General features: G+C 69.8%; 22 protein-coding genes. 9 read left to right on the forward strand and 13 right to left on the reverse strand.

The features are described from left to right. The 3 genes from BLR21_RS10270 to BLR21_RS10280 all read right to left on the reverse strand — a co-directional run bounded on the left by BLR21_RS10270 (nt 1) and on the right by BLR21_RS10280 (nt 4,665). Nucleotides 1–1,032, reverse strand: coding sequence for an NsdA family TPR-like regulatory protein (locus tag BLR21_RS10270; protein ID WP_090005554.1), 1,032 nt, complete (start codon nt 1,030–1,032; stop codon nt 1–3). Then, nucleotides 1,025–1,498, reverse strand: coding sequence for an RNA polymerase sigma factor (locus BLR21_RS10275; protein WP_176929562.1), 474 nt, complete (start codon nt 1,496–1,498; stop codon nt 1,025–1,027). Before BLR21_RS10275 ends, BLR21_RS10270 begins: the two co-directional genes overlap by 8 nt. A gap of 119 nt (nt 1,499–1,617) precedes the next feature. After that, complete coding sequence (locus BLR21_RS10280; RefSeq protein WP_176929563.1) at nt 1,618–4,665, reverse strand: TIR domain-containing protein; 3,048 nt, start codon at nt 4,663–4,665, stop codon at nt 1,618–1,620. A 253-nt stretch (nt 4,666–4,918) separates the two neighbouring features. On the opposite strand from BLR21_RS10280, the gene BLR21_RS10285 reads away from it, so the two are divergent. Next, a complete protein-coding gene (locus BLR21_RS10285) occupies nt 4,919–5,398 on the forward strand; it encodes a DUF4262 domain-containing protein (protein ID WP_090005648.1) in 480 nt (159 codons plus the stop codon). A 152-nt stretch (nt 5,399–5,550) separates the two neighbouring features. Here BLR21_RS10285 and BLR21_RS10290 read toward each other — a convergent pair whose 3' ends face one another. Continuing rightward, nucleotides 5,551–6,504 (reverse strand): helix-turn-helix transcriptional regulator, encoded by a 954-nt coding sequence (locus BLR21_RS10290; protein WP_090005557.1) that lies wholly within the window; start codon nt 6,502–6,504, stop codon nt 5,551–5,553. An 82-nt stretch (nt 6,505–6,586) separates the two neighbouring features. On the opposite strand from BLR21_RS10290, the gene BLR21_RS10295 reads away from it, so the two are divergent. Continuing rightward, complete coding sequence (locus BLR21_RS10295; RefSeq protein ID WP_090005558.1) at nt 6,587–7,060, forward strand: VOC family protein; 474 nt, start codon at nt 6,587–6,589, stop codon at nt 7,058–7,060. Nucleotides 7,061–7,081: 21 nt separating this feature from the next. Here BLR21_RS10295 and BLR21_RS10300 read toward each other — a convergent pair whose 3' ends face one another. The 4 genes from BLR21_RS10300 to BLR21_RS10315 form a co-directional block, all read right to left on the reverse strand. After that, nucleotides 7,082–8,449: an FAD-dependent oxidoreductase gene (locus tag BLR21_RS10300; RefSeq protein WP_090005559.1), complete on the reverse strand. Its 1,368-nt coding sequence runs from the start codon at nt 8,447–8,449 to the stop codon at nt 7,082–7,084. Beyond that, entirely contained in the window at nt 8,450–9,667 is a 1,218-nt protein-coding gene (locus BLR21_RS10305) for an MAB_1171c family putative transporter (protein WP_090005560.1), read from the reverse strand. After that, nucleotides 9,654–10,211, reverse strand: a complete 558-nt coding sequence (locus tag BLR21_RS10310; protein WP_090066675.1) for a hypothetical protein — start codon at nt 10,209–10,211, stop codon at nt 9,654–9,656. The genes BLR21_RS10305 and BLR21_RS10310 overlap by 14 nt, the downstream gene beginning before the upstream one ends. 64 nt (nt 10,212–10,275) lie before the next feature. After that, entirely contained in the window at nt 10,276–10,983 is a 708-nt protein-coding gene (locus tag BLR21_RS10315; RefSeq protein ID WP_051769665.1) for a helix-turn-helix transcriptional regulator, read from the reverse strand. A gap of 336 nt (nt 10,984–11,319) precedes the next feature. Between BLR21_RS10315 and BLR21_RS10320 the strand changes: the two genes are divergently transcribed. Then, nucleotides 11,320–12,129: a GGDEF domain-containing protein gene (locus BLR21_RS10320; protein ID WP_176929564.1), complete on the forward strand. Its 810-nt coding sequence runs from the start codon at nt 11,320–11,322 to the stop codon at nt 12,127–12,129. On the opposite strand, the gene BLR21_RS10325 is transcribed toward BLR21_RS10320, so the two are convergent. From BLR21_RS10325 to BLR21_RS10335, 3 genes are all read right to left on the reverse strand, one after another. Further along, the gene (locus tag BLR21_RS10325; protein ID WP_090005563.1) at nt 12,126–13,436 is read right to left on the reverse strand and encodes a DUF2252 domain-containing protein; all 1,311 of its coding nucleotides are present in this window, start codon (nt 13,434–13,436) and stop codon (nt 12,126–12,128) included. The genes BLR21_RS10320 and BLR21_RS10325 overlap by 4 nt on opposite strands. A 232-nt stretch (nt 13,437–13,668) precedes the next feature. Continuing rightward, nucleotides 13,669–15,618 (reverse strand): ArnT family glycosyltransferase, encoded by a 1,950-nt coding sequence (locus BLR21_RS10330; RefSeq protein ID WP_090005564.1) that lies wholly within the window; start codon nt 15,616–15,618, stop codon nt 13,669–13,671. Continuing rightward, complete coding sequence (locus tag BLR21_RS10335) at nt 15,615–16,832, reverse strand: bifunctional glycosyltransferase family 2/GtrA family protein (protein WP_090005565.1); 1,218 nt, start codon at nt 16,830–16,832, stop codon at nt 15,615–15,617. The genes BLR21_RS10330 and BLR21_RS10335 overlap by 4 nt, the downstream gene beginning before the upstream one ends. A 151-nt stretch (nt 16,833–16,983) precedes the next feature. Between BLR21_RS10335 and BLR21_RS10340 the strand changes: the two genes are divergently transcribed. The 3 genes from BLR21_RS10340 to BLR21_RS10350 are packed head-to-tail and all read left to right on the forward strand — an operon-like array spanning nt 16,984 to nt 21,094. Then, a complete protein-coding gene (locus BLR21_RS10340; protein ID WP_090005566.1) occupies nt 16,984–17,649 on the forward strand; it encodes a response regulator transcription factor in 666 nt (221 codons plus the stop codon). Beyond that, on the forward strand, nt 17,646–18,956 hold the full coding sequence (locus tag BLR21_RS10345; RefSeq protein ID WP_090005567.1) for a HAMP domain-containing sensor histidine kinase: 1,311 nt from the start codon (nt 17,646–17,648) through the stop codon (nt 18,954–18,956). Before BLR21_RS10340 ends, BLR21_RS10345 begins: the two co-directional genes overlap by 4 nt. A 50-nt stretch (nt 18,957–19,006) precedes the next feature. After that, a complete protein-coding gene (locus BLR21_RS10350; RefSeq protein WP_090005568.1) occupies nt 19,007–21,094 on the forward strand; it encodes a M6 family metalloprotease domain-containing protein in 2,088 nt (695 codons plus the stop codon). Here BLR21_RS10350 and BLR21_RS10355 read toward each other — a convergent pair. Further along, nucleotides 21,091–21,567, reverse strand: a complete 477-nt coding sequence (locus tag BLR21_RS10355) for a hypothetical protein (protein WP_090005569.1) — start codon at nt 21,565–21,567, stop codon at nt 21,091–21,093. The genes BLR21_RS10350 and BLR21_RS10355 overlap by 4 nt on opposite strands. 82 nt (nt 21,568–21,649) lie before the next feature. Next, nucleotides 21,650–22,279: a TetR/AcrR family transcriptional regulator gene (locus BLR21_RS10360; RefSeq protein WP_256334599.1), complete on the reverse strand. Its 630-nt coding sequence runs from the start codon at nt 22,277–22,279 to the stop codon at nt 21,650–21,652. A gap of 80 nt (nt 22,280–22,359) precedes the next feature. Between BLR21_RS10360 and BLR21_RS10365 the strand changes: the two genes are divergently transcribed. From BLR21_RS10365 to BLR21_RS10375, 3 genes are read left to right on the forward strand one after another with little or no spacing between them, the layout of a single operon-like run. Next, a complete protein-coding gene (locus BLR21_RS10365) occupies nt 22,360–22,572 on the forward strand; it encodes an SDR family NAD(P)-dependent oxidoreductase (protein WP_256334600.1) in 213 nt (70 codons plus the stop codon). Between the two features lies 1 nt (nt 22,573). After that, nucleotides 22,574–23,602 carry an NADP-dependent oxidoreductase gene (locus BLR21_RS10370; RefSeq protein WP_090005571.1) on the forward strand — a complete coding sequence of 343 codons (1,029 nt, stop codon included), beginning with the start codon at nt 22,574–22,576 and terminating at the stop codon, nt 23,600–23,602. Then, nucleotides 23,599–24,441 carry an alpha/beta fold hydrolase gene (locus tag BLR21_RS10375; RefSeq protein ID WP_090005572.1) on the forward strand — a complete coding sequence of 281 codons (843 nt, stop codon included), beginning with the start codon at nt 23,599–23,601 and terminating at the stop codon, nt 24,439–24,441. Before BLR21_RS10370 ends, BLR21_RS10375 begins: the two co-directional genes overlap by 4 nt. The last annotated feature ends 116 nt before the right edge of the window (nt 24,442–24,557 follow it).

The following is a 24,557-nucleotide window of genomic DNA, read 5'->3' on the forward strand; positions in this document are numbered from 1 at the left end:
TCATCCGGAACGCGCGAAACGAGCCGAGATCTGCTCTGCCAGCAGGAATGCGCCGGCTGCACGCGCTTCCTGGTCGAGCCAGCGCAGGTGGTCCTCCGCTCGTGCCGAACGGAGATTTCTGGCCGACTCCACCGCTTCTTCCGCGAACTCGGTCGCCGCGGGGAGATCGCCCAGAGCGAGATGATTGCGAGCCAGCGCCGTCAACGTCAGGGTGCGTGCCCGGCCTTCGTCATATGTGCCGACCTTTGTGGCCAGAGCGGCGACGGCCTGCGCGGGATCGTTCAACGCGCGCCGGTCGGCCCAGGCGTTGTGCGCCGCCACGAAACCGAGCTGGAACGCCTTCAGCGCGTCGTCGGGGGCGTTGTGGTGCAGGAACATCCGGCCCGCGCGGGTCAGCACGGAGGCGATGAGTGCCTCGTTCTCCGCCTGTCGCGCCAACGTCAGTGCCTTCGCGAAGTGCGGCAGGGCCGTGCCGGGCTGGCCGCTGTCGAACGCCGTCCAGCCCGCCAGTTCGTGGACCTCGGCGACGGCGGTCCACGAGGTGTCGTCCACGACGATCATCGGTTCGACGGCGGCGAGATGCTCCAGAACCGAGCTGTGGCAGGCGATGCCGCCGTAACGCCGGTCCAACGTCCGCAACGCCTGGGTGCGCGCCGCGATCGCTTCGGGGGAGATACGGCGAGACGGCATCGCGGGAGGCAGCCAGTCGAAAGTGGGCGCGCCGACCGTGATCCGGGCGGCGTGCTCCAGGAACCGTTGCCGCGCCTGCGAGTTCTCCCTGACCAGCTCCTCGGCCTCGGGGAACCCGTCCGCCATGGCGGCTGTGCACCACTGCGTGGCCTCGGTTTCCTCGCCGAGCGCGAACAGGACGTGTGCCAGCCGCACGGCGGCGTCACCAAGGCTTTGGTCGGCGGCGACCCGGAAGTGCACGGCCGCCTCGCGCAGGCGACCGGCCCGTTCCGCGGCCTCTCCCAGGCGGTACTGCCGCTCGACGGCGTCGTCGAGCTCGAACTGGGCCAGCAGCTCACTCATCACTGCCTCCGAGGATTCGCCGCAGCTCGGCGCGGCCGCGGGTGAGGTGCGTGCGCACGGTCGACTCGCCGACCACCAGCACCGCGGCGATCTCGCTGACCGAGTAGCCGAGCAGGTGGTGCAGCGCCACGGTCTCGCGGTGCCTGGGGGAGAGCTCGCGCAACGCCGCGTGCAGCGCTTCCACGTCGTGCGGCGGCTGAACGACCTCGGGCACCTCGGCCAGCGGCGTTTCGCGTGCGTACCGCTGCTGCCAGCGCTTCATGAGCCGGATGGCGACCTTGAGCACCCACGCCTCGGGCTTGTCGTACGCGTGGATGTCACTCCATCGGTGCTGTGCGATCAGCATGGCGTCCTGCGCGATGTCGTCTACCGCGCGAGTGTCGCTGCTCAGAGCCGTCAGCGTCCTGGTGACCACGGGCAGGCACTCGCGGAAGAACTCCGCGAAGCCCAGATCCGGTGCGCTCAACGGCCTTCCCTTCAGCGTCCGCTCATGTCGTTAACCGCCGTGGGGCGACCTTCACTGGTTACAGGCGGTGAAACCAGCGAAGGCTGACAGACGGAAGGGAATTCACCCGTTCGGGTTCCTTAGGGGAGCAGGTGGCGGAAGGCGGCGACCAGCAGCATGCGTTGTTGGTCGACGTCCACGCCCTCGTCCAGCTCCTCGTCCTGGCGGTACTCCCGGTTGCCGGCGGAGCCCCGCCCACCGAACGACTCGACGCGCACGGTGATGTCCACGACGTCCGACGCCAGTTCCACAATGGACTCGTCGTCCGGGATCGGTTCGTTCTGCTGGTACAGCTCGTAGGAGAACCGCATCCCGATCGTGCCGTCGAAGGTGATCTGCTCGGTCGGCAGCCGCATCGCGTCGAACACCGCCCGGTACAACGAGGCGCCGGTGAGGTGCAGCGGGATCATCACGACGTGTGTGGTGCCCAGGTCGTGGCTGCGCACCGAGATCGCGACGGTCGGGCCGTCCGGCTTCGGCGGGACCGGTTGCGGGAACACGGGAAGCTCCGACTTGCGGTCGGAGCGCCAGGTGGCGACGAGACGGTCGGCGGCGTCCACGAGGTCGATGTGCTTGCGGGGCGCCAGAAGGGGAGGCAGCGGCTCCTCGTCCAGCCGCACGATGAACAGGAAGGCGCGGCGGCGCGTCATCTCCAGGGTGAACGCCGCCGTCCACTCCGCAGCCGGCTCGCGTCGCGGGGTGTTCGCCGACCACAGCAGGACGTGGTAGTCGGAGGTGGCCAGTGTCTCGTCGACGGCGGTGGCGGCGTTGTCACCGGGCCCGATCTCGTCCTCGGCCAGATAGGCGTTGACGTTGCGGGACTCCAGTTCGGCACGGAGTTGCTCGGCGTGCGCACGGTCCTTTCCGGCGAACGACAGGAACACCTTGGGACGGGTTTCGAGCGGCACGGGGTCTCCGTTCTTCCTGAGTCTTCTGCGCAGCGGGCCCGCTGAGGTCTGGAAGCCCGCGTCGCCGTGCAGGGACCAGCACGCCCAGTCCGCCGGATGCCGATCGGCGACTTCGACCAGTGCGTGCTGCAGAGCGCGATCTCGGGGGAGCTTCGCCAGGTGACGGTCGAACGTGTCGAGCACCTGCCGCGCGGCCGTTTCCTCCGCCTGCCAGCGCGCGGCGACGACCGCTCCGGCCCCCGCGGACGTGACCGCGTGGACGACGCCGGACTCGCAGGCGCCGAGCACGACCGTGCCGCACGTGCTGAAGTCCATCTTTCCCAGTGCTTCCACGGACACCCGTTCGTCGGCGAACTGCAGCCACGACTGATCGGGGCTCATGTGGTCGTGTGCGGCCTGGGCGTCGATGCGGATGCGTTGGGAGCGGCCTTCTTCGAGAGTTCGCCGCAGCTGCGAGGCTTTCTCACAGGTCTCCGCCTCGTCGCCCCTTTGCGCGCGGGCGGCGCGTTGCCGGGGGCGCAGCGCGGACAGGCACGGCAGGGTGGACAGCGCGTGGGTCATGCCGAGGAAGAGGTTCGTGTCGGGGACGGGCAGGCCCGCCAGCGGGACGTCCGCGAGGACGTCGCCCGCCACGACGACGATCCTGGTGGCCTGGGGCGGGAGGGCCGCGACGACGTCCCGCAGCCCGATCAGGCCGGCCAGCTCGGCGAGCAGCGCGCCGAGGATCGCCTTGTCGTACTTGGGTTTCCAGGTCTTGAGCCGGCGGATCGTGTCGGTGAGGTCGCCGATGTGGACGGAGGTCGTCACGTGCGTGATCTTGCGGCGGCCGACGAGCACGTGATGGAGCTGGTCCGGCGTCGCGTGCATCATCCACACGACCTGGTCCTTCGGCAGGTGCCTCGTCGTCCCGGCCAGCCAGCGCCTGGCCGCCCGCAGGTCGGCGAAACCGGGGAGCGGCCGTGGTTCGGTGGGGACCGGTCCGGCCCGGGCCGCCTCGACGGCGACCACCAGGCCCGCCAGTGCTTTGCGGCCGTCGCGCCTGGCTCGGCGAGCCGCGGCGCGCACCCGGCCGTCCCGCACGTCGGGGGCCACGCGCAGCATCCGGAGCTTGATGCTGGGGCTGTCCCGGTGGTCCGCGAGGTCCTCCTCGACGCGGTGCGACTCGGCCCAGTGCCCGGCGGCGATGTCCTCGTGGCCCGCGTCGGCGAACGTGTCGCCGAGTTTGCGCAGCGCCAGCGCGGTGAGCTCGGCGTGGCCCGCCCGGCTCGCGATCTCGAAGTGCTGCGCGGCCTGTTCGAGCCGGCCCTGCGCGTAGGCGAGTTCGGCGGCGGTCAGGTGCCACAGCGGCGAGTTCCCCTCGCCCAGCATGCCTTCGGCCTTGAGCAGCTCGTCTTTGGCGATCAGGCGGCGCACGTGGGTGAGCCGGCGTTCCGGCCGGAGCGTGTGGGTGGCGTCGGGGAGTTGCGAGATCACCTCCGGACCGGCCGCGGCGGCCAGCAGCGGGAAGAGCCTGCGGGCCGTGCCCGCCTGCCGCGTCATGACGAGCAGCACGGTCAGCTCGTACAGGACGGCGAACCTCAGCGCGGGTTCGATCTGGTAGCTGGTGACGCACCTCGTCATCAACGCCAGCGCTTCCTCGTACCGGACCTCGCGCCGCAGCGCGGCGGCGCGTTGCAGGAACTCGGCCGGCGTGCGGGGAGTCCGGTCGCGGAGCTTCGAGACGCGGGCGCCCCTGCGCACGTCCAGCAGGAGCCGGTCCCTGCCGATGTGCTCCAGGTGCTCGGGACGGCCGGCGCGGCTGAAGTGGCGTTCGGCGGCGTCGAGCTCACTTTCCGCGGTGGGGTAGTCGTAGCGGTCGGCGGCGGCCAGCGCGGCGACTCGCGCGAGCCTCGCCTGCTCCAGCTCGGTGAGTTTCAGCTTGCGCAGCTCGCGCACGTCCCGTTCGGCCGCGACGTGATCCGTTGCGGCACTGCGGATCTGGGCCCGGAGGATCCTCAGGGTGGTGTCGTTGCCCGCGCCCAGGTACTCGTCGCAGCGCCGCGCGGCCTTCGCGATGGCGCCGAGGTTGAGCAGGGTCGCGCAGTGGTCGTGGGCGACGGCCGGGCTGATCTTCGCGGCCTTCGCGTAGGCGAGGTCGACGCCGAGGACGTTGCCGCGCAGTGCGGCGGACCTGGCGGCCTTGACCGCGTCCGAGAGTGGGGTGCCGGGTTCGAAGTGCATCAGTTCCCGCAGCTCCGAACGCCTGCACTGTCCTTTGTGGTCGGTCGACCGCTGCCCGCGGCCGCGACGAGCACAGCCACGGCCAACGCGATGAGAAGCGTTCGTTGGCGCATGCACGATCCTCCGTGCGTCGCAGATTAACGATCCAGACGGCCCACAGATCGTTTGTCCACTTTCTGTCAACGAACTGCTCAAACGATCTTGTCGGTGCTCCTCGGCACACTGGATCCACCACCGATCCGAGGAGACCGTCATGTGCTGGAACTGCGACCACCCCGCCGGCCGCATGGAAGAACACCTGGCGACCCTGCGCCGCTGCATCGACGTGCGGGGCTGGGCCGTGCAGGCGATCGAACGGGACCGAGCCCATCCACCCTGGGCCTACACCGTCGGCCTGACCCCGCGCGGCCTCCCGGAACTCGTCGTGACGGGCATGGCCGTCCTGGAAGCGGGCCGCCTGCTCGACGACATGGCCGAACACCTGGTCCATAGCTGCCTGCCCGCACCCGGCCACCGCTTCACCGTGCCCGGCGGCTCGCTGCTGGAGGTCGTCCGCGTGGCGCGCCCCTGGGCCCACCTGCTGGTGTCCGCGCGGCTGTACGGGGAGGGCATCGAGGCCTTGCAACTCGTGCACGCCGACGAGTCAGGGCGCTGGCCCTGGGACCGGTCCTACGAGGGGGTGGTGGGAGGTCAGCCGGTGCTGGGGGTGAGAGCGGGGCCGCCGGACGGGTGAGCCGCGCCGCCGGTGGCGCGAGAGGCGTCGTGGCGTGGCGCCGTAGGCCCGCTGCCCTTCGCATGGCCGGGGGCGCGGCGCGCCGGCGCTGGGGTTCAGTCCACTGTCCGGCGCCGCGGTTTCCGACCACGCGGCCCACCAACGCAGAGGGTTCAGTCCACCGCCCGGCTGATCCGCTCACCCAGCCCCCGCAGGTGCTCCACCAGCTCGCCGGGTCCGTGCACCACGAAGTCGCACCCCAGCAGGGTCAGGCGGAACGCGAGGTAGTCGATCGTGTCCTCGACGCTGTGCCAGGAGCACGACCCGTCGTCGACGGCGGTCAGGTCGCCGGCGAAGTCCGCCAGCCGGGCCCGTGCCAGTTCCACGGGCAGGCGGAGGGTCGCGCGGGCACGGAAGGTCGGGGCGGAGTCGTACATCTTCCGCGTCACGAACTCCGTCGCGTCCCCGCCGGGCGGCACGCGGGGTGTGCAGCGAGCCCCGGTGGCCAGCGCGGCTGAGACGCGGTCCAGCCGGAAGATCCGCCAGTCGTCACGGTCCACGTCGAAAGCGAGGAGGTACCAGCGCCGGCCGAGCGCTACCAACTGAATGGGCTCCACGTGCCGTTTCGACACCACGTTCTCGTGGGCGACGTAGGCGAACCGCACCCGTTCGCGGGCGGCGACTGCGCCGGCGATCACGGTCAGCTGGCCGGGGTCGACCAGTGCGGCGTACGAGGCCGGGGTGGGTGCGGTGGCCGCCGTGAGCGACGAGACGCGCCGCGCCAGCCGTGGCGGCAGCACCTGCTGCAGCTTCGCCAGGGCGCGCAATGACGCCTCGGCGATGCCCGCCACCGGTTGCCGGGCGGCGGTGCGCAGGCCGACCGCGATGGCCACGGCCTCGTCGTCATCGAGCAGCAACGGTGGCATCGCCGCGCCTGCGCCGAGCCGGTACCCGCCGAGCACGCCCATCGACGCCTCGACGGGATAGCCGAGGTCGCGCAGCCGGTCGATGTCGCGCCGCACCGTTCGCGGCGTGACCTCCAGCCGTGCCGCGAGTTCGCTGCCTGGCCACTCGCGTGGTGTCTGCAGCAACGACAGCAGGCGCAACAACCGGGCCGCATCACTCATGCTGCGAATCTAGCCAGAAACTAGGTCCGATCTCGTCCTACATGGCTCATACGGTCGTCCCGACGAGCAAAGGGGAGACCGCATGAACATCGTGCCCGAGGGCTACCACACCGTGACGCCGTGGCTGATCAGCCGAGGCAGGACGGCCGAGCTGATCGACTTCATCACCGAGGTGTTCGACGCCACCGAACTCGGCCGCGTCGGCGAGGCACCGGAGATCGGCCACGCCGAGGTCCGCATCGGCGACTCGGTCGTGATGCTGTTCGACCAGCCGAACTGGCCGCCCACGCCCGCGTTCCTGCGTCTGTACGTCGCCGACGACGCGGCCACGCTCAAGCGCGCCGTGGAACTCGGCAGCAGGGTCGTCACCGAGCCCACCGAGCTGTTCTGGGGAGACCGGGTCAGCCGGTTCGCCGACCCGTTCGGCAACCTGTGGTGGCTGCACCAGCGGGTCGCGGAGCCCTCGGGGGACGAGCTGGCCGCCAGGATGGCGGACCCGAAGTTCGTCGAGGCCATGAACTACGTGCAGAGCGCGGAGTTCAGCCCGCGGACCTGACCGAGCCACCGGAGCACAACGTCAGCCGGTGACCCGATCCCGTTCGTCCGCGGTCAGCGTGGGCTCCGGTGCCGCCGACCGGGGCCCACGCATCGTCGCCCAGATCATCTTGGGGCTGACCAGGTTCGCCATCGGCGCGGACAACGTGAACGCGTCCAGGAACGCCCGCGTCACCGCCGCCTCCGTGGTCGCCGTGCGCACGAGCCGGTCCACATAACGCTGCAGTACCCGGCCGGCCAGCGGCAACGGCTTCCCGACCGCACCGGGGTACAGGATGTCCTGGTTGGTCGCCATCGCCCAGGCCTCGTCGACCACCTTGCCGATGCCGCGCTGGACCTGCTGCGCCGAGTGCCCGGCCGCCAGACCGGTGTCCAGTGCCTGCGCGCTCTGCGCCGCGATCGACATGCCGTGCCCGTAGACGGGGTTGTAGGTGGCCACCGAGTCGCCCAGCGCCAGCAGGCCGCGCGGCCACGACTTCAGGCGCTCGAAGAACATCCGCCGGTTCGCGGTGCTGTGCGACCCGTACACCGGCGACAGCGGCTCGGCCTCGGCGATCAGCTCACCCACGACCGGGTTGCGCACCGAGCGGGCGAACGACACGAACTCCGACTCGTCGGTCGAGGGCTCACCGCCGCGCGTCCCGGACAGCGTGACCAGCCACTTGCCGTCCTCGATGGGCAGCAGGGTCGCGGTGCGGCCGGGGAACGGGTCACGCGGGTTCGCCTGCACGTTGACGATCGGGAAACCGGAGGCGGCCGTCGGCGGCGCCTGGAAGATCCGCGTGGCGTAGGCAAGTCCGGAGTCGACGCTCTCGGAGTGCACGGCGGGCAGCCCGAAGTCCACCAGCCAGGCGGGCAACCGGGAGCCGCGCCCGGTCGCGTCCACGACCAGGTCGGCCTCCAGCGAGATCTGCTCGCGGGAGATCCTGTCCTCGACCAGCACCCCGGTCACCGCGTGCCGGTCACCGAGCAACGACACCGGTTCGGTACCGGTCAGCACCGAGATCTTGTTGTCCCGCAACGCCTGGCTGCGCACCACCCAGTCCAGCAGCCCGCGGCTGCACGAGACGATGAACTGCATCTCGGGGAACCGCGGCACCCAGCCCTGGGCGCTCAGCGACACCAGGTCGTTCGGCACCCCGATCCGGTGTGCCCCGGCGGCGAACAACGCGTCCAGCGTGCCCGGCAGCAACGACTCGATCGCCCGCGCGCCACCGGACATCAGCAGGTGCGCGTGGCGGGCCTGGGGCACGCCGGAACGCGGCGAGGGGCCGTCCGGCAGCTTGTCGCGCTCCACCACGGTGACCTCGTCGAAGCGCCGGACGAGGACGGACGCCGCGAGCATGCCCGCGAGTCCACCGCCGAGGACTACGGCGTGTGTGGGTGCCATCTAATCCATTCCCCCTGCTGCTTCGACGCGTGCCGCGCCGGCGACGGCGGCGTCGACGATCGGCGAGTGCTGGTACGCACGCGAGATCCGGACCCACCGGTCGTGCTCGGCGGCGAGGTCGGTGCCGTCGACGATCACCGAGGCGGGACGGCGTTCGGGTGCCCGCGCGCGGCCGTCGGACGAGCCCGCGGCGCGCAGCTGGGCGGCCTCCACGACGGCGGCCAGTTCGTCCGTGGGCAGCGAGGCCTTGCGCGCCAGGCACGTCGCGGCCTCGCCGACGCTCAGGTCGAAGTACGGCGTGAGCGCCCAGCGCCAGTCGTTGAGCTCGATGATCTGCCGGCGCACGCGGTGGTGCGGGTTGAGGAACTTGCCCGGCGCCACCAGCACGATGCCGGGGTTCACGTGCACTAGCGCGCGATGCAACGGCCGCAGCGCGAAGTACGTGCGCCAGCGCCGCACCCACAGCGAGGGCGACGGGCGGCGCGGCCCGAAGACCGGCAGCGCCATCGCGATCACCAGCGGGAACATGCTCAGGGATGCCATCAGCGGCGCCGCCGTGCTCAGCACGTCGAAGCTGCGCTCGCCGGCCCAGTCCATCAGCAGCACGAACAGCTTGATGACCGCGAACGCCATGGGGAACAACGCCGCCGCGCAGTACCAGCGCAGCCCGAGGCGAAGCCACCGCCGCGCGGAGATCGCCTCGTCCCGCGAACCCTGCCAGCAGTGGTAGGCCTGACCGCCGCAGCCGACCATGGTCGCGACGAAGTAGATGAACAGGAAGACCGCGATCGTCGGCTGCGTCGCGTAGTAGGTGTCGAAGTCGACCTGGCGTTCCTCGCCGACCTCGGACTTGAAGAACAGCACGACCATCGCCGCGACGATCGTGCTGTAGCTGACGATGATCAGCCGGACCCGTTGCCACGCCTGGGCCGCCGGGTAGCGCCAGTAGATCACCAGCGCGAACGCCGCTCCGGCGAAGCAGACCACGAGGCTGTAGACGAGCAGGGCGGCGAAGTTCGGCACGCCGCTCGTCCAGTTGATCCAGGTGATGTTCGCGGGAGCCGCGAAGAGTACGGCGAACGCCGAGAAGAAGACGGTGGAGATCAGCGCGACGACACGGGGACTGCCCCAGCTCGACCGCAGCGCGCGGATCTTGTACGCGAGAAGGAGCAGGCCGACGATGCCGCAGGAGAGGTAGATCAGGTTAAAGATCGCCACGACGCACCCAGCGAGATCTTCCCTCGAGTGACTCGGCCACCCGGCGTACGTGCGCGGGCTCCTCGGTGGTGGCCGTGTCGGCCCACACCCGGTGTTCCGTCAGCCTTTCCAGCAGGTGGTCGGCGAGGTTCTCGGCCTCGCGCTCCTCGTCCTCGGTCAGCGTCGTCCGCCCGGCGATGATCTTCGCCATCCGCGGCAGCAGATGCGGCGCGAGCCTGCGCATGCCCTCGTCACGGGTCAGCGCGACGGGCTGGTGCTTCAGCAGCACGTGCGCGAACTCGTGCAGCAGCACGTGCAGGCGGTGGTACCAGGACGGGGAGTCCGCGCAGATGACGAGATACGTGCCGTTCTCGAGCAACGCGGTCGCGCCGCTCAGGCAGACCGCGTTCGTGATGGCGGCGAAGCGGACGTCGACAGCACGCCCGAGCCGTTCGCTCATCAGCTCGCAGACCCGGCGGCTCGCCTCCTGGTGCGTGGCGTCGGGCGGCAGGTCGAGGTCCCGGGCGACCTCGTCGACCAGCTTGCGCAGTTTCCTGCGGTTCACCCGTCGCCTCCTCTCGATGTCGTCTGCAGCGGTCCAGGCCGAGATCTTCACGCGGGCGTCGTCATCAAGTGTGGTCCGCGGACGTACGGCGGCTGTTCAGTGGGAACGACCACCCCTCGCCGACTTCGAGCGCCTGCCGGAACCCTTCTACCGCAGCGGCCCTGGCCTGTGGGGACAGATCGCCGGTACGTTCGGCCAGACGGGTGACGAACTCGACGACGCCGAGTTCGCGCAGGGCGAGGAAGTCCGTCAGTTCCGAGTCGACCCGTGCCGCCAGGTCGTCGTCGAAGAAGTACGCCGGATCGGCGCCGAAGTGGTCGGCCAGGCCGAGGATGTGCTTGAGGCGCGGGTTGTCGCTGGTGTTGCTCAGGAGCTCGCGGATGTAGCTGGCGGAGATGCTGCCGAACTGGCCGGACGAGCTGATCGCGGCCGCGACCTCCTCCGGTGACCAGGGCCCGCGGTCCGGCGGGTGCACTGCCTCGAAGAGTGTGCTCAACGCCGTTGGGCGCCAACCGGGCTGTTCTGCCGTGTGCAGGTCACGGCGCCCGTTCAGGAACGCCGCCGGGTGCACGCCGAGCGCGTCGGCGAGGTCGACGATCGCCTGGCACGTCGGGTTGTCCTTCACGCCGAGCCGCAGCTGCGAGATGTAGCCGTGCCCGATGTCCCCACCCCGCGACTTCACGGCGGCGGCAAGCGCTACGTTGGTGACCTTGCCTCGGCCGTCGGGCGGGTTGTTGCACAGCTCGTTGAGGACCTCGGCGAACGGCCTCACGCCACACCTCCGCTGGAGCGACCAAGGGCCCGGGGGATCTTTCCACTGCTGTGGAACCCGAAGAGCATATGGCATCACAAGGGTTGAATCCACCTGTCCGTAGCCCTATGATCACACTCCGCCGCTTGCACTGATGTGTCGCGTTTGATCCGAACGACGTCACCTCAGTTGAAAGGGGCAGATCGGGCCAGTCAGAGCTGAAGTCTGGGGGGACTCATGGCGACTGTGCGGATGGGGCTACCGGTGGACCACGGTTCTCTGCGCCTGCACGACGAGAGCGCTCCCTCGCGCTGCGGTTCGTGCGCACAACCCGTTGGCGCGTGGGCAACTGACCGCTTGACGGGCCTCCTCGGCCGTTGGGGCTGGGACGACCAGGCGCCCGCGACGTACCGCCGGGCCCAGCGCCGGTGGGAACAGGTCGCGCTGCTCATGATCGACCTCGACCGGTTCAAGAAGATCAACGACGAGTACGGCCACCCCGCCGGCGACGTGGTGCTGAGCGACGTCGCCGCCGTGCTGACCGCCCACACGCGCCCGGCGGACCTCGTGTGCCGCCATGGCGGCGACGAGTTCCTCGTGCTGCTGCCCCGCACCACGGGCGGAGAAGCGGCCATGGTGGCCGAACGCATCCTGTGCGGCATCCGCGCACTACAGACCGAGATCACCACGAACGACGGCTACCACGTCACCCTGCACGGCCAGACGGCGTCCATCGGCGTCGCTTCGCACGTGCCCACCGCCGACGACACGCTGATCGACCTGGTCCGCGACACCGACGCGGCCCTGCAGCGAGCCAAACGAGGCGGCCGGGCCCGCGTCCAGGTCCACGACCCGAGCACGTTCGCCGCCGAGCGCAAGGCGGACTCCGCGGCCCTGCACCACCTGCTCGCATTGCAGGATCTGATGAGCAGCGACCAGTTGCCGCAGGTCCTCGTCGCGCTGTCCGACGGCGCCAAGAACGCGGAAGAGCTGCTCTCGATCCTCGGCCCGAAGGTGATCCTCACCCTGGAACGCCTGCAGGACAACGGCTTCGTGCTACGCCGCGCGGCCCGTTACGAACTCACGGCTGCCGCCCGCGAGTGGATCACGGACGTGCTGCCGGCCGTCGCCGCGTGGACGAACCGCCACCACGGCCTCGTTCATTAGGCCGTCGAGCCCACGCCCTTGATCCGCCCGTCCCGGAACGCGTCCACGAACAGCCGGTGGTCCTCCCGGGTCTGCCGCGCGTAGCCGAGAGCGAACGCCACGACGGACTCGGCGAACTCGGCGTCCCGGCCCCCGATCGCCGAAGCGATCGCCTCCTCGCACTGGAAGTCGACGAGGGTCTGCGCCGAGTCCGAGTCGGCCACGCAGTGCATCTTCGCGGTGGCGCGGCCCAGGTAGCCGAGCACGGGCAGCATGTCGGCGGGCTCGGTGAGGTCGGACCAGTCCAGGTCTGCCTCGTACGGGGAGAGCTCGGAGACGACGTAGCCGACGCCGCCGATCTCGGTGTGGCCGAGCCACGGGTCGGCGTGGGCCTGCAGGGCCCTCTGCGAGACGGCGGTGCGGTGGCCGTGGTCGGTGAAGTACTCGCGGATCCTGGCGTCGGGGACGATGCGGCTGGGGGCGGCGACGTTGGCCTGCTTCATGGACAGCACTACGTCGTTCTCCAGCGCCTGGGAACGGCCCTCCACCAGGATGTTGTAGGCGTGCAGGCCGGCTGAGCCGATGCCGAAACCGCTGCGGCCCACCACGTCCTTCACGGCATAGGTGCGGCTCGACGCCCGTTTGCCGGTCGGGATGGTGTCCAGGTAGGACTCGTAGGCGCGCAGGACGGCTGCCAGCACGTCGGACGGCAGTTCGTGGGTGCCTTCGCGGTCGCGGCGGAAGCGGCGTTCGTAGCCGACGATCGTGGTCTTCTCGTCCAGCAGGCCGATTCGGGTGGCGAGGCGGGCGCGTTGCAGCACGCGGTGCAGGGCGCCTTCGGTGCTGTCGAGGCGGAGGCTGAAGAGCTCGTCGTCCGGGCGCTCGGCGAACGAACGGACCTGCGCGACGTAGGAATCGACGTAGGTGCGGATCAGGTCGGCGATCGCGCTGTCGGGCAGGGCCTTGCGCCAGCCGAGCAACGCCATCGAGGCGGCGAAGCGGCGGAGGTCCCAGGTGAACGAGCCGAGGTAGGCCTCGTCGAAGTCGTTCACGTCGAACACCAGCGTGCCCTCGGAGTCCATGTAGGTCCCGAAGTTCTGCGCGTGCAGATCGCCCTGGATCCAGATGCGGCCGGTGCGTTCGTCGGCCCACTCGTCGGGCAGGTCGGCCATGTCGGCGTAGAACAGGCACGCGCTGCCTCGGTAGAACGTGAACGGTTCGGCCGCCATCTTGCGGAACTTGTGCCGGAACGCGGCGGGGTCGGCGGCCATCAGGCCCGCGAAGGCCGTTTCCAGCACGCTCACGATGCGGTCGCCGCGATCTGTCATGGTGCATAACAGCACGCCGATGTCCGCGAGAGAAGCCCGGGCGCGCAAAGAGCGAGCAGGAATCGAGAAGCACTCACGAGGACGACGCGCCTAACGTCGCAAACATGTGCTTCATGTTCGGTGCGAGTGAGGAGCAGGTGCGTCGCGTGCTCGAAGAGGCGCGGCAGGCCGACGAACGGACCTGTGTCGCGCCGCAGCAGTCTCGGCGCCGGTGTGGCGGGCTCAGCGGCGGTCACGCGCGGCACTCCAGCAGTTGCGCGGACCCGCCACCGTAGGCGCTCGGGTCCACTGTGGAGCAGTGGGCGGCGATCCATTCCTGGCGGCCGTTGTCACCACGGCCGCCAGGACCGCGGCCACCCATTTCACCGCCGAGCACGAACTTGAGCCTGCCCTCGGTGAGCCACGCCTGCAACTGGCCGACCGACGGCGCGTTGTCCGAGCCGGAGAACCCGCCCATGCCGATCACCACCTCGTCGGAGCCCATGATGAACGGCGACGCCATCTGTGCCGGACCGGCCACCGCCAGCGTGATCTCCGCGCCACCACTGTTCTCCTTGGCGTAGCTGAGGATCCGCTTCTGTTCGTCGGTGAGCTCACCTCGGCCACCACCGGGAGGGCCACCCTGCATCGGCTGCCGGCCACCGCGAACGCCGGCCGGCGGCTGTCCGTTCGCGAAGATCTCGAAGCCACCGCCGGGTTCGCTCGGGCCGGCAGCGGGCATCACACCGCCCGAACCGTCCGTCGCGGCGGTCGCCGCCGACCACACGGCAGGAGTCAGCAGCACCGCTACCAGCGCGGCCACGACTCCGGTCCGGCGCAGACCCGCCAGCAGCACCGCGATCGCCACCGCGGCGACACCGAGCACCGCCCACCTGGTCCAGCCGTGGAAGGACGTGTCGCGGGAGACGACGACGATCGCCCAGGCCGCGGTGATCGCCACCGACAGCGGCAGCAGGAAACGCACGAAGCTCCTGGCACGCCAGAACATCGCCAGCCCGGCAGCACTGATCGCGGCGACGGGCGGCGCGAGCATCGTCGTGTAGTACGGGTGGAAGATGCCCTGCGCGAAGCTGAAGACGGCGGCCGTGACCAGCAACCAGCTGCCCCACATGAACCAGCCCGCGCGTTCGGCCGGGTCGCCGGGGATCCCGCGACGCCACCGCAGCACACCCGCCACCGCGACCGTGACCAGCACCAGCAGGCACAACGGGAGCAGCCACGAGATCTGACCGCCCACCGACGAGTCGAACATCCGGGTGATGCCGGGCTCCCCGCCGAACATCGCACCGCCCCGCGGACCGGCGAACTCCATCTCGGCCGGCTGACCGCCGCCCCCTCGGTTGCCGCTCCCGCCGAACACCCGGCCCAGACCGTTGTAGCCGATGATCAGGTCCCACGCGCCGCCGTCCGTGCTGCCACCGACGTACGGCTTGGAACCCGGCCACCACGCGTGCAGCGCCACCCACCAGAACGACGACACCACCAGCACCCCACCGGCGGCCAGCAGGTCGAGGATCCGGCGCTTGACGGGCGCGGAAGTTCCCACCAGGTAGGCCAGAGCGAAGCCCGGCACCACGATCCAGGCCTGCAGCATCTTGGTCAGGAACCCGCAGCCGATGAAGAAAGCACACCACAGCAACCACTTCGTCCGCGGCCGGCTCTCGGTGGCCTGGACCGACCGGGTGAAGGCGTAGGCAGCGGCGACGAGCAGCAACACCAGCAACGTGTCCGGGTTGTTGTCGCGGTTGATCGCCACGGTGATCGGCGTCAGCGCGAAGATCAACGCGGCGAGCAGCGCGACCTCCTCGTCCGCCCACAGCCGGACGGTGCGGTGCAGCAGGAACACCGCCGCGACGCCCTCGACCACCTGCGGCAGCAGCACCACCCACCCATGGAAGCCGAAGATCCACACGGCCACGGCCTGGGGCCACAGCGACATCGGCGGCTTGTCGACGGTCACCACCCCGGCCGGGTCGAACGAGCCGAACAGGAAGTCGGTGAACGACGTCGTCATCGACTTCGCCGCCGCCGCGTAGTAGGGGTTGCCGACCTGTCCCGCGCCGATCGCCCACACGTAGAGCGCACCGGCCGCCACGCAGATCGCCACGAGAGCCCAAGCGTGCCAACGGGAGGAACGCGCGGTGATCGGTTCGCCCGCACGGGCTTCGGTGGTGGCGGTCACGCCTGGTCCTCTCGGTCGGTGCGGCGGAACACCCAGCTCCGCAACAGGAAGAAACGTCCCACCGTGCCCAGGGCCGACGAGCCGAGGAGGACCACCAGCTCCAGCGCACGGGGCGGGTTGGCCGAGACCGCGTGCAGCACGAGCAACGCGGCCGACGTGAACGCGTAGTAGAGCCCGAACACCACGAAACCCTGCAGATGTGTCCTGCCGCGGGAGGCGTTGCGGGCCGTGAAGGTGAAGCGCCGGTTGGCCTCGGTGTTGAACAACGTGGTGATCACCAACGCGGCGAGGTTCGCCAGCAGCACCGGCCACCACAGCCGGAAGACGCCGTACAGGGCCAGGTTCGCGAGTGTGGAGATCACCCCGATCACCGCGAACGACAGCATCTGCCAGGAAAGCCCGCCCTCGCTGCGGCTCAGCACGGCGTCCGGGTGGATGGCACGGGGCTGCGGCCGTCGCGGCAGCCCGTTCACGCGCGCCGTGCCGTTGGCCTTGGCGCGAGCCACCCGGACCAGTCCCTTGATGTCGTCGATCGCGGTGCCGACCACGTCGACCCGGCTGTCCACGTCCTCGACCCAGTCGACCGGCACCTCGTGCACGCGCAAACCGTTGTGCTCGGCCAGGAGCAGCAGTTCGGTGTCGAAGAACCACGCCTCGTCGCGAGCCTGGCCGAGCAACGGCCGGACGACCTCGGTGCGCGCCGCCTTGAACCCGCACTGGGCATCGCTGAACCGGGCGCCGTGCGTCAGTCTGATCAACGCGTTGTAGGCCCGCGACACCAGCTCTCTTCGCGGCCCGCGCACCGTGCGGGAACCCGGTGCGAGCCGTGAGCCGATCGCCAGGTCCGAGTGCCTGTTGAGCAGCGGCGCGACCAACGGCAGCAAGCCGTCCAGTCCCGTCGACAGGTCCACGTCCATGTAGACGACGACCGCCGCCTCGCTGGCACCCCACGACTCCCTGAGCGCCAGCCCGCGGCCCTTGCGGTCGAGGTGGTGCACGCGCACCCGCTCGTACTTCGCGGCCAGCTCCTCCGCGACCGGGAGAGTGTTGTCGGTGCTCGCGTTGTCGACGACCACGATCGACCAGTCGAACGGGAACTGCTCGCTCAGGAACCCGTGCAGCACCTCGACGCAGCCGGGCAGCGCGCGTTCCTCGTTGTAGACAGGGATCATGATGTCCACCGTCCCGGTGGCCTGTGCGGTGCTCACCGCCATGTCATCTCCGTTCCACTGTGGACACAGCTGTGACCGTTGTGGGACCGAGCCTGCTGACGCTGTCGTGAGAACGTCCTTGGCTTCTGCTGAGAGAATCGTGAGAGCGCGGATGCACAGGTGGCTCACAGCGAACGGCTCTACCGTCCCCGGTATGAGACTGCTGGTGGTGGACGACGACCCGGACGTCCGCGACAGTCTGCGGCGCAGCCTCGAGTTCGAGGGCTACGAGGTCACCACGGCCGCGGACGGCGCCGAGGCGCTCCCGCTCGTGCACGGGGCGGACCTGGCCATCCTCGACCTGATGATGCCGACCCTGGACGGCTCCGAGGCCTGTCGCCGCCTGCGTGCGGCAGGGGAGCGCCTGCCCGTGCTGATGCTCACCGCCCGCGACGCACTGGGTGACCGGGTCACCGGCCTGGACGCCGGCGCCGACGACTACCTGGTCAAACCCTTCGCACTGGAGGAGCTCCTGGCCCGCGTCCGGGCCCTGCTCAAGCAGAACCGGCGCCGCGCGGCACCGCGGACGCTCCAGTTCGCCGACCTCAGGATGGACCCGCAGGCCCGCGAGGTCCTGCGCGGCGACGTCCGGCTCGGCCTGACCCCGACCGAGTACGACCTGCTCGCGGTCTTCCTGGGCGACCCGGACCGGTTGCTGACCAAGCAGCACCTCAAGCACGCCGTGTGGGGCAAGGACCAGGGCACCAACCTGCTCGACGTCTACATCGGCTACCTGCGCCGCAAGACCGAGGCCGGCGGCCGCCCCCGCCTGCTGCACACCGTGCGCGGCATGGGTTTCATCCTGCGCGAGTCGCCATGAGGCGTCCGGTCCTGTTGCGCGGCAAGCTCGCGCTGATCACCGCGTTCGTCGTGGCGGTCGCGATCGCCGGGATCAGCGTCGTCACCTGGCTCACCACCGAGCACAACCTGCGCACGCAGCTCGACAGGTCGCTGCTCGTCAGCGTGCCACCGCCCCGGATCCAGATCCGGTGCGACGAAGGCGTCCCCGCCGAGGGACTCAGGCAGGTCCTGCAGGGCATCCAGACCCTGAGCCTCGGCGGACGCACCTGCGCGCCGCCCGGAGTCGACCCCGTCGTCACCTCCACGGCCGACTTCGTGACGACGCCGGCGTTGCGCGACGGCGTGACCGAGTCCGGCGCGGAGGCACGTGTTCTCCTGCAACCGATGAGCACCGGTGAGGTTCTGATCCTCAGCCGCGGCACGGCGGAGATCGACACCACCCTGACCACGCTCGCCGGAGTCCTGGCCGCCGTGTCGATCTTCGGCGTGCTACTGGTCACCGGCACGGGCCTGTGGCTGACCCGTCGCGCCCTGGCCCCGATGGAACGCCTCACCGAGACCGCCGAGCACATCGCACGCACCGAGGACCTGACGACCCCGGTCACCGTCGACGGTCACGACGAGGTGGGCAGGCTGGGCCGCGCGTTCACGTCGATGACCGCGGCACTGGCCGAATCCCGCCGCCGCCAGCGGAATCTCGTCAACGACGCCGCGCACGAGCTGCGCACCCCGTTGACCAGCCTGCGCACCAACATCGACCTGCTGGTGCGCAGCGAACGCACCGGCCGCGCGCTACCGCAGCGCGCGGAGGTCCTCGACCGCCTGCAGGCCCAGAGCCAGGAGTTCAGCGACCTGGTCACCGAACTCGTCGTGCTCGCCCGCGACGACCGGGAACTGGCCGGCGAACCCGTCGACCTGGCCCAGGTGATCGACCGGGCGGTCGAGCGCGCCCGCAGCCGTGCCGACGACCACCTCTTCGACGTCGACCGCGCCGAATGGTCGACCGTCGGTGACGCGGCCGCGCTGGAACGCAGCGTGCTCAACCTGCTCGACAACGCCGTGAAGTTCTCGCCGGCGTGCTCCACGATCACCGTCCGCTCGAAGCCGGGCTGGCTGACCGTCAGCGACGAGGGGCCCGGAGTGCCGTTCGAGCAGAGGAACTCGGCGTTCGAGCGGTTCTGGCGCGCGCCCGAAGCCCGTGGCCTGCCCGGATCCGGCCTGGGGCTGGCGATCGTGGCGGACGTCGTCGCCGCGCACGGAGGCAGCGCGCGGTTCGTGCCGAGGCCGCGTGGTGCCTCCGTTCGCGTCGATCTGCCACACCACTAGCAGACGATCGACGGTGGTTGCCATGGCCTGCTCTGCACCACGGTGAGGGCATGGAACGCACACACCGGCGCCCTGCCTTGCTGATCACCGCGCTCCTCTCGATCGCGATGTTCAACGCCGGCAACTCGGCCGCAGCTCCTCCGGAAGAACCGTCGAACCACTGGCAGTACAACCACTGGCCGCAGCAACAGCCGTGGCAGCAGTCCAGGGACTCCGCCCGCGTGCTCGCGCAGTCCGGTTTCCCCGGTCCGATCGACCCGCAGAACTGGGTCAACCCCGACCACATGACGTGGGAACGGGACTACCGGAAGATTCCCGGTACGAACTGGGCCGACCCGTCGGTCAAGGGTTCGGTGCGCACCTTCAAGGGCGCGCTGGTCCTGCTGGACTACCCGAACCAGCCGTTCGTCGTCACGCAGGCGAAGAACTCCACGGTGTTCGGCAATCCCAGCGCCGAGGCGAGCAACGTGCCGCGCGCCCAGGTCGGGCAGTTCTACCAGGACTTCCTCAACAAGCCGAACGGCCTCAACCGCGGCCACACCGTGCACGAGTACTGGATGGAGACCTCGGGCGGGCGCTACGGCGTGGACCTGAAGGCGTTCGGCCCGTACCTGATGCCGGGCAAGGACCACGAGTACGCCATGGAGTTCCAGGGCGGAACCGGTTGCCCCGCGGGCGATTCCTGCAACCGCAACATCCGCACCGACGGCCGTGCCGCGTGGGTGGCCGACGTCGGCGCGGAAGTGCCCGCGGGCTACGACTTCGTCTACTACCTGTCGGCGGGTCAGGACGAGTCCGGCACCTGGCAGGAGTTCGGGATGATGAAGTTCCGGACCAAGGAGGACGTCACCGACGCCTTCGGCCCGCCGGACCCCGCGCTGCCGAACTGGTCGAAGACCCGTTACGTGGACTGGACGTCGTGGGCCGCGGGCTCGTCGATCTGGCCCAACGCGGGCGGCGGCTCGTCCACCCAGGCCGAGAGTTCCGGCCAGGGCGTGTACGCGCACGAACTGAGCCACCTCCTCGGCATCGGCGACAACTACAACAACCCCTACGGCAACCCGCCGCGCCGTGACTACAGCGGTCCGTGGGACATGCTGTCGCGCGGCTCGTTCAACGGCCCCGGCGGCCCGCACTCCCGCTGGACGATCCCGGCGACCGGCGGCGGATCGCTCGGTGCGCAGCAGACGCTGCGCAACAAGATCAAGCTCGGCATCGTGGACGAGAAGAACGTCCTGCGGTTGTCGCGCGAGGCCCTCGCCGGTTCCGGCACGGTCATCGCGAAGATCACCGCCCGCGAGATCGATCCCGGCGCCACCGGCCTGACCGGCATCAACCTCGCGCTGGGCACCGGCGACAAGTCCCCGTCCTGCAACGTTTCCACCAACCCGTTCTGCGACGGCGGCGGCTACCACAACTACACGCTCGAAGTCGTGGACCGGATGGGCGCCGACTCGTTCACCCCGGACTCCGGCGTGATGCTGGCCAAGACCAAGAACGTCGACGCCGCACCGTTCACGTGGGTGATCGACGCGAACCCGCAGGACATCGGCATGACCGACTACGTCCTGCCCGACGGCACCAAGGTCCCGATCACGATCGGCGACTACCGCCAGCTGTCCGACGCGCTGTTCCACGCGGGCACGAACTCCGGCAGCGAGTTCGAGTTCGTCGACACGGCCAACCGCCTGCATTTCTACGTGCTGGACCTGCAACGCGACGCCCGTGGCGTGCTGTCCTACACCGTGGCGATCCGGTCGCTCGACGGCGCCGGACCGCAGCGGCGCGGCGTGCGGGTCAACCCGACCGCGGCGCGTGCCGACTCGTCGGGTGTGGCGACGTGCCGCTTCCCGCTGACCAACACCGGCCGCACGGCACCTCCCGGTGCACAGCACCCGGAGCCCGTCGACCAGTACCTCGACGGTGACGTCTACCGCGTGACGGCGAAGGCCGCGGACGGCTGGACGGTCTCGGTGCCGAACGCGCTGGCCACGGCCAGGTTCGGCGGGCGGGTCGACGTTCCGGTGCACGCCCAGCGCAACGGCGGGCCGATCATGTCCAAGGTGACCCTGACGGCTGTGTCGGAGAGCAACCCCGGCAGGTCCGCGACCGCGACCTGCACGGTGACCGGCCGCTAGCGGTGACGGCTCCGGGCCGGCCTCCGCCGGTCCGGAGCGACCCGCTGCCGGGGAACCGGCCCGGAAGTCAGCATCACGAAGCACCCCGTCAGCAGCACGGTGCCGCACGTCAGCCACGTCAGCGTCCGGACCGTCGAGATCGGGGCGATCACGCCGATGCTGAACAGCAGCAACGGCATGCCAAGCGCGTAGCAGACGCCGGCCGCGAACGTCCGGCCCGAACCGTTGACCAGCAACGGGACCGCGGCTACCGCGGTCAGGACCGCGAACACGAGCCACGCGTACGTCAGCCCGGTGTGCAGCGCGATCGTGACGTCGAGCCCGTCGTCCGCGCGGATCGCGGACTCCAGTTCGGGCGCGTAGCTGAACCCGGCGGCGGCCCTTGTCCCCGCGGCGACGGCTGTGAGCAGCAACGACGCCCCCAGGATGGTGCGACCGCGCCGGACGGGATCGACTCGCTTCCTGGTGTCCACGCACCCAGTCTGTTGGCAGCCGCCGGTCGCGTGGTGCCGCACACGCCCAAGTGCACTCAGTGGTGGTACGGGATGGGGCGCGTCACTTCCCGGAGGCGGCGCTTTCGGCGTCCAGCACCGCCAATGCGTTGCGGATGCCCTGCTCCAGGAGATCGTCGGCGAGCTGCCGGTCGGTCAGCGCGCGGGACAGTTGCAACGTGCCGATCATCAGGGCGTAGACGCTGAGAACCGTGGTGCGCGCCGACTGCGGGTCCTCTGGTGCGAGGCGGGCGGCGAAGTCGTCCGTGATCGCGAGCATGCTGTCGGTGTAGACCTGCCTGGTCGGCTCTCCGCACCGGCCGATCTCGTCGAGCAGCGCCGCGGACGGGCAGCCCTCCTCCGGGTTGTCGCGGTGCTCGCGGGAGAGGTAGGCGCGGACGATCTGCTCCACTCCGGCGCGGCCGGGTGCGCCGGCCGCGAGTTGTTCGCGCTGGTCGCGCAGCTGGTCGGAGACCGCGGTGGCGACCAGGTCCTCTTTGGACTCGAAGTGCGCGTAGAAGGCGCCGTTGGTCAGCCCCGCGTCCGCCATGAGCGTGGCGACGCCGGAGCCGTCGATGCCGCTGCGCTTGAACCGGCGGCCCGCAGTCTCGATGATCCGCTGCCTCGTCGCCAGCTTGTGCTCTTTGCCGTACCGCGCCATGTGCTCCTCCGGCCTCGATGTTAGTACGATCATAATCTAAATCTGCCGAATCTCTTGCTCCGGACCCGTGTTCCATCTTATGGTCGTACGGTCATAATATAAAGGAGCTCGCGATGACAGCAACACCGCAGGTGGCGCTCGTGACGGGTGCGTCCTCAGGCATCGGCAAGGCCGCCACGCTCGCACTGGCAAAGGCCGGCTTCCGCGTGATCGGCACGAGCCGTGACACCTCGAGAATCGCCCCCGGCGACGGCGGAGTCGGAGCCAACGGCGCCGCGGAGGAGATCTCCGTGGCCCAGGCGCAGGCCAACCGGATGGTGGGCTGACGTGCGGGCGTTCATCGTCGACCGGTACGGGAAGAGCGGCAACACCCTCCGGGCGGGCGACATGCCCGAGCCGGAGGTGGGTGAGCACGACGTGCTGGTCCAGGTCCACGCGGCGGGCGTCAACGCCCTGGATCTCAAGATCAGGGACGGGGAGTTCAAGCTCGTCCTGCCCTACCGCCCGCCGTTCGTCCTGGGCAATGACGTCGCCGGTGTCGTGATCCGGGTCGGTGCCAGGGTGCGGAAGTTCAAGCCCGGTGACGAAATCTACGCGCGACCGGACAAGGACCGGATCGGCACCTTCGCAGAGCTCATCTCCATCAGCGAGGACGACCTGGCGCTGAAGCCGAGCCGGCTCACGATGGAGGAGGCGGCCGCCATCCCCCTGGTCGGCCTGACCGCCTGGCAGGCCCTCGTCGAGATCGCCGGCCTGCGGAAGGGCCAGAAGGTCTTCATCCACGCCGGTGCCGGCGGGGTCGGGACGTTCGCGATCCAGCTGGCGAAGCACCTGGGCGCCACCGTGGCCACGACGACCAGCGCCGCCAACGTCGACCTGGTCAAGCGGCTCGGCGCCGACGTCGTGATCGACTATCGCAAGGACGACTTCGAAACCGTCCTGCGCGACTACGACGTGGTGCTGAACAGCCTGGACAACAAGACCCTCGAGAAGTCACTGCGCGTGCTGAAGCCCGGCGGCAAACTCATCTCGATCTCCGGCCCGCCGGACCCCGCATTCGCCAGGCAGCTCGGCAAACCGTGGATCCTGCGACCGGTGACGCGCGCCCTGAGCCACCGCGTCCGGAAAGCGGCCCGGCGCCACCAGGTCAGCTACTCGTTCCTCTTCATGCGGGCGAACGGGAAACAACTGGGCGAGATCACCTCGCTCGTCGACGCCGCGAACATCGAACCGGTCGTCGACCGGATCTTTCCCTTCGAGGCGACCAACGATGCCCTGGCTTACGTCCAAACAGGACGCGCCAAGGGCAAGGTCGTCGTGAAGGTCAGGAACTCGTCCGAAGAGGAGTCGTCATGACCGTGATCACCGCTTACCAGAACACGCCGACCCAGACCGTCGACATCGGTGGGACGACGTTCGCCTACCGTCAACTCGGCCCGGACACCGGCACGCCGGTGATCTTCCTGAACCACCTGTCCGCGGTGCTGGACAACTGGGACCCCCGTGTCGTGGACGGCATCGCCGCCAGGCACCGGGTGATCACCTTCGACAACCGGGGAGTCGGCGCCTCACAAGGCATGACACCACGCTCGGTGGCCGCGATGGCACGTGACGCCGTCGCCTTCATCCGGGCGCTGGGCCACGACCGGGTCGACCTCCTCGGCTTCTCGCTGGGTGGCTTCGCCGCCCAGGTGATCGCGGCGGAAGAACCGCGGCTCGTGCGCAGGATGATCCTCGCGGGCACCGGCCCGGCAGGTGGCGAGGGCATCGACAGGGTCACCTCCGTCACGCTCCTCGACATCCTGAAGGCCACGCTCACCTTCAAGGACCCCAAGGAGTACCTGTTCTTCACCCGGACGGCCAACGGCAGGGCGACGGCCCGCCAGTTCGTGAACCGGTTGAAGGAACGCACAAACGACAGGGACAAGTCCATCTCCGTGACGGCGTTCCGCAACCAGCTCAAGGCGATCCACGAGTGGGGCGTTCAGCGGCCTTCCGACCTGTCGGTCATCCGGCAGCCGGTCCTCGTCGCGAACGGTGACCACGACAGGATGGTCCCGAGCGGCAACTCCGCCGACCTGGCCCGGCGCCTGCCCGATGCCCGGCTCACGCTGTACCCCGATGCCGGGCACGGCGGCATCTTCCAGTTCCACCACGAGTTCGTCGCCGAAGCTCTGGAGTTCCTCGAGTCGTGACCGCGAGTCGGCGAAGACCGCCGGCTTCGTTCGGACGTTACTGTGGCCGTTCTGATGATGTTGCTCAGGGGAGGCCAAGTGGGGAGCGTCGGTCCACGTCGTGCTCGTCCGTTTCT

Source organism: Lentzea albidocapillata subsp. violacea (assembly GCF_900100275.1).
Lineage (GTDB): Bacteria > Actinomycetota > Actinomycetes > Mycobacteriales > Pseudonocardiaceae > Lentzea > Lentzea violacea.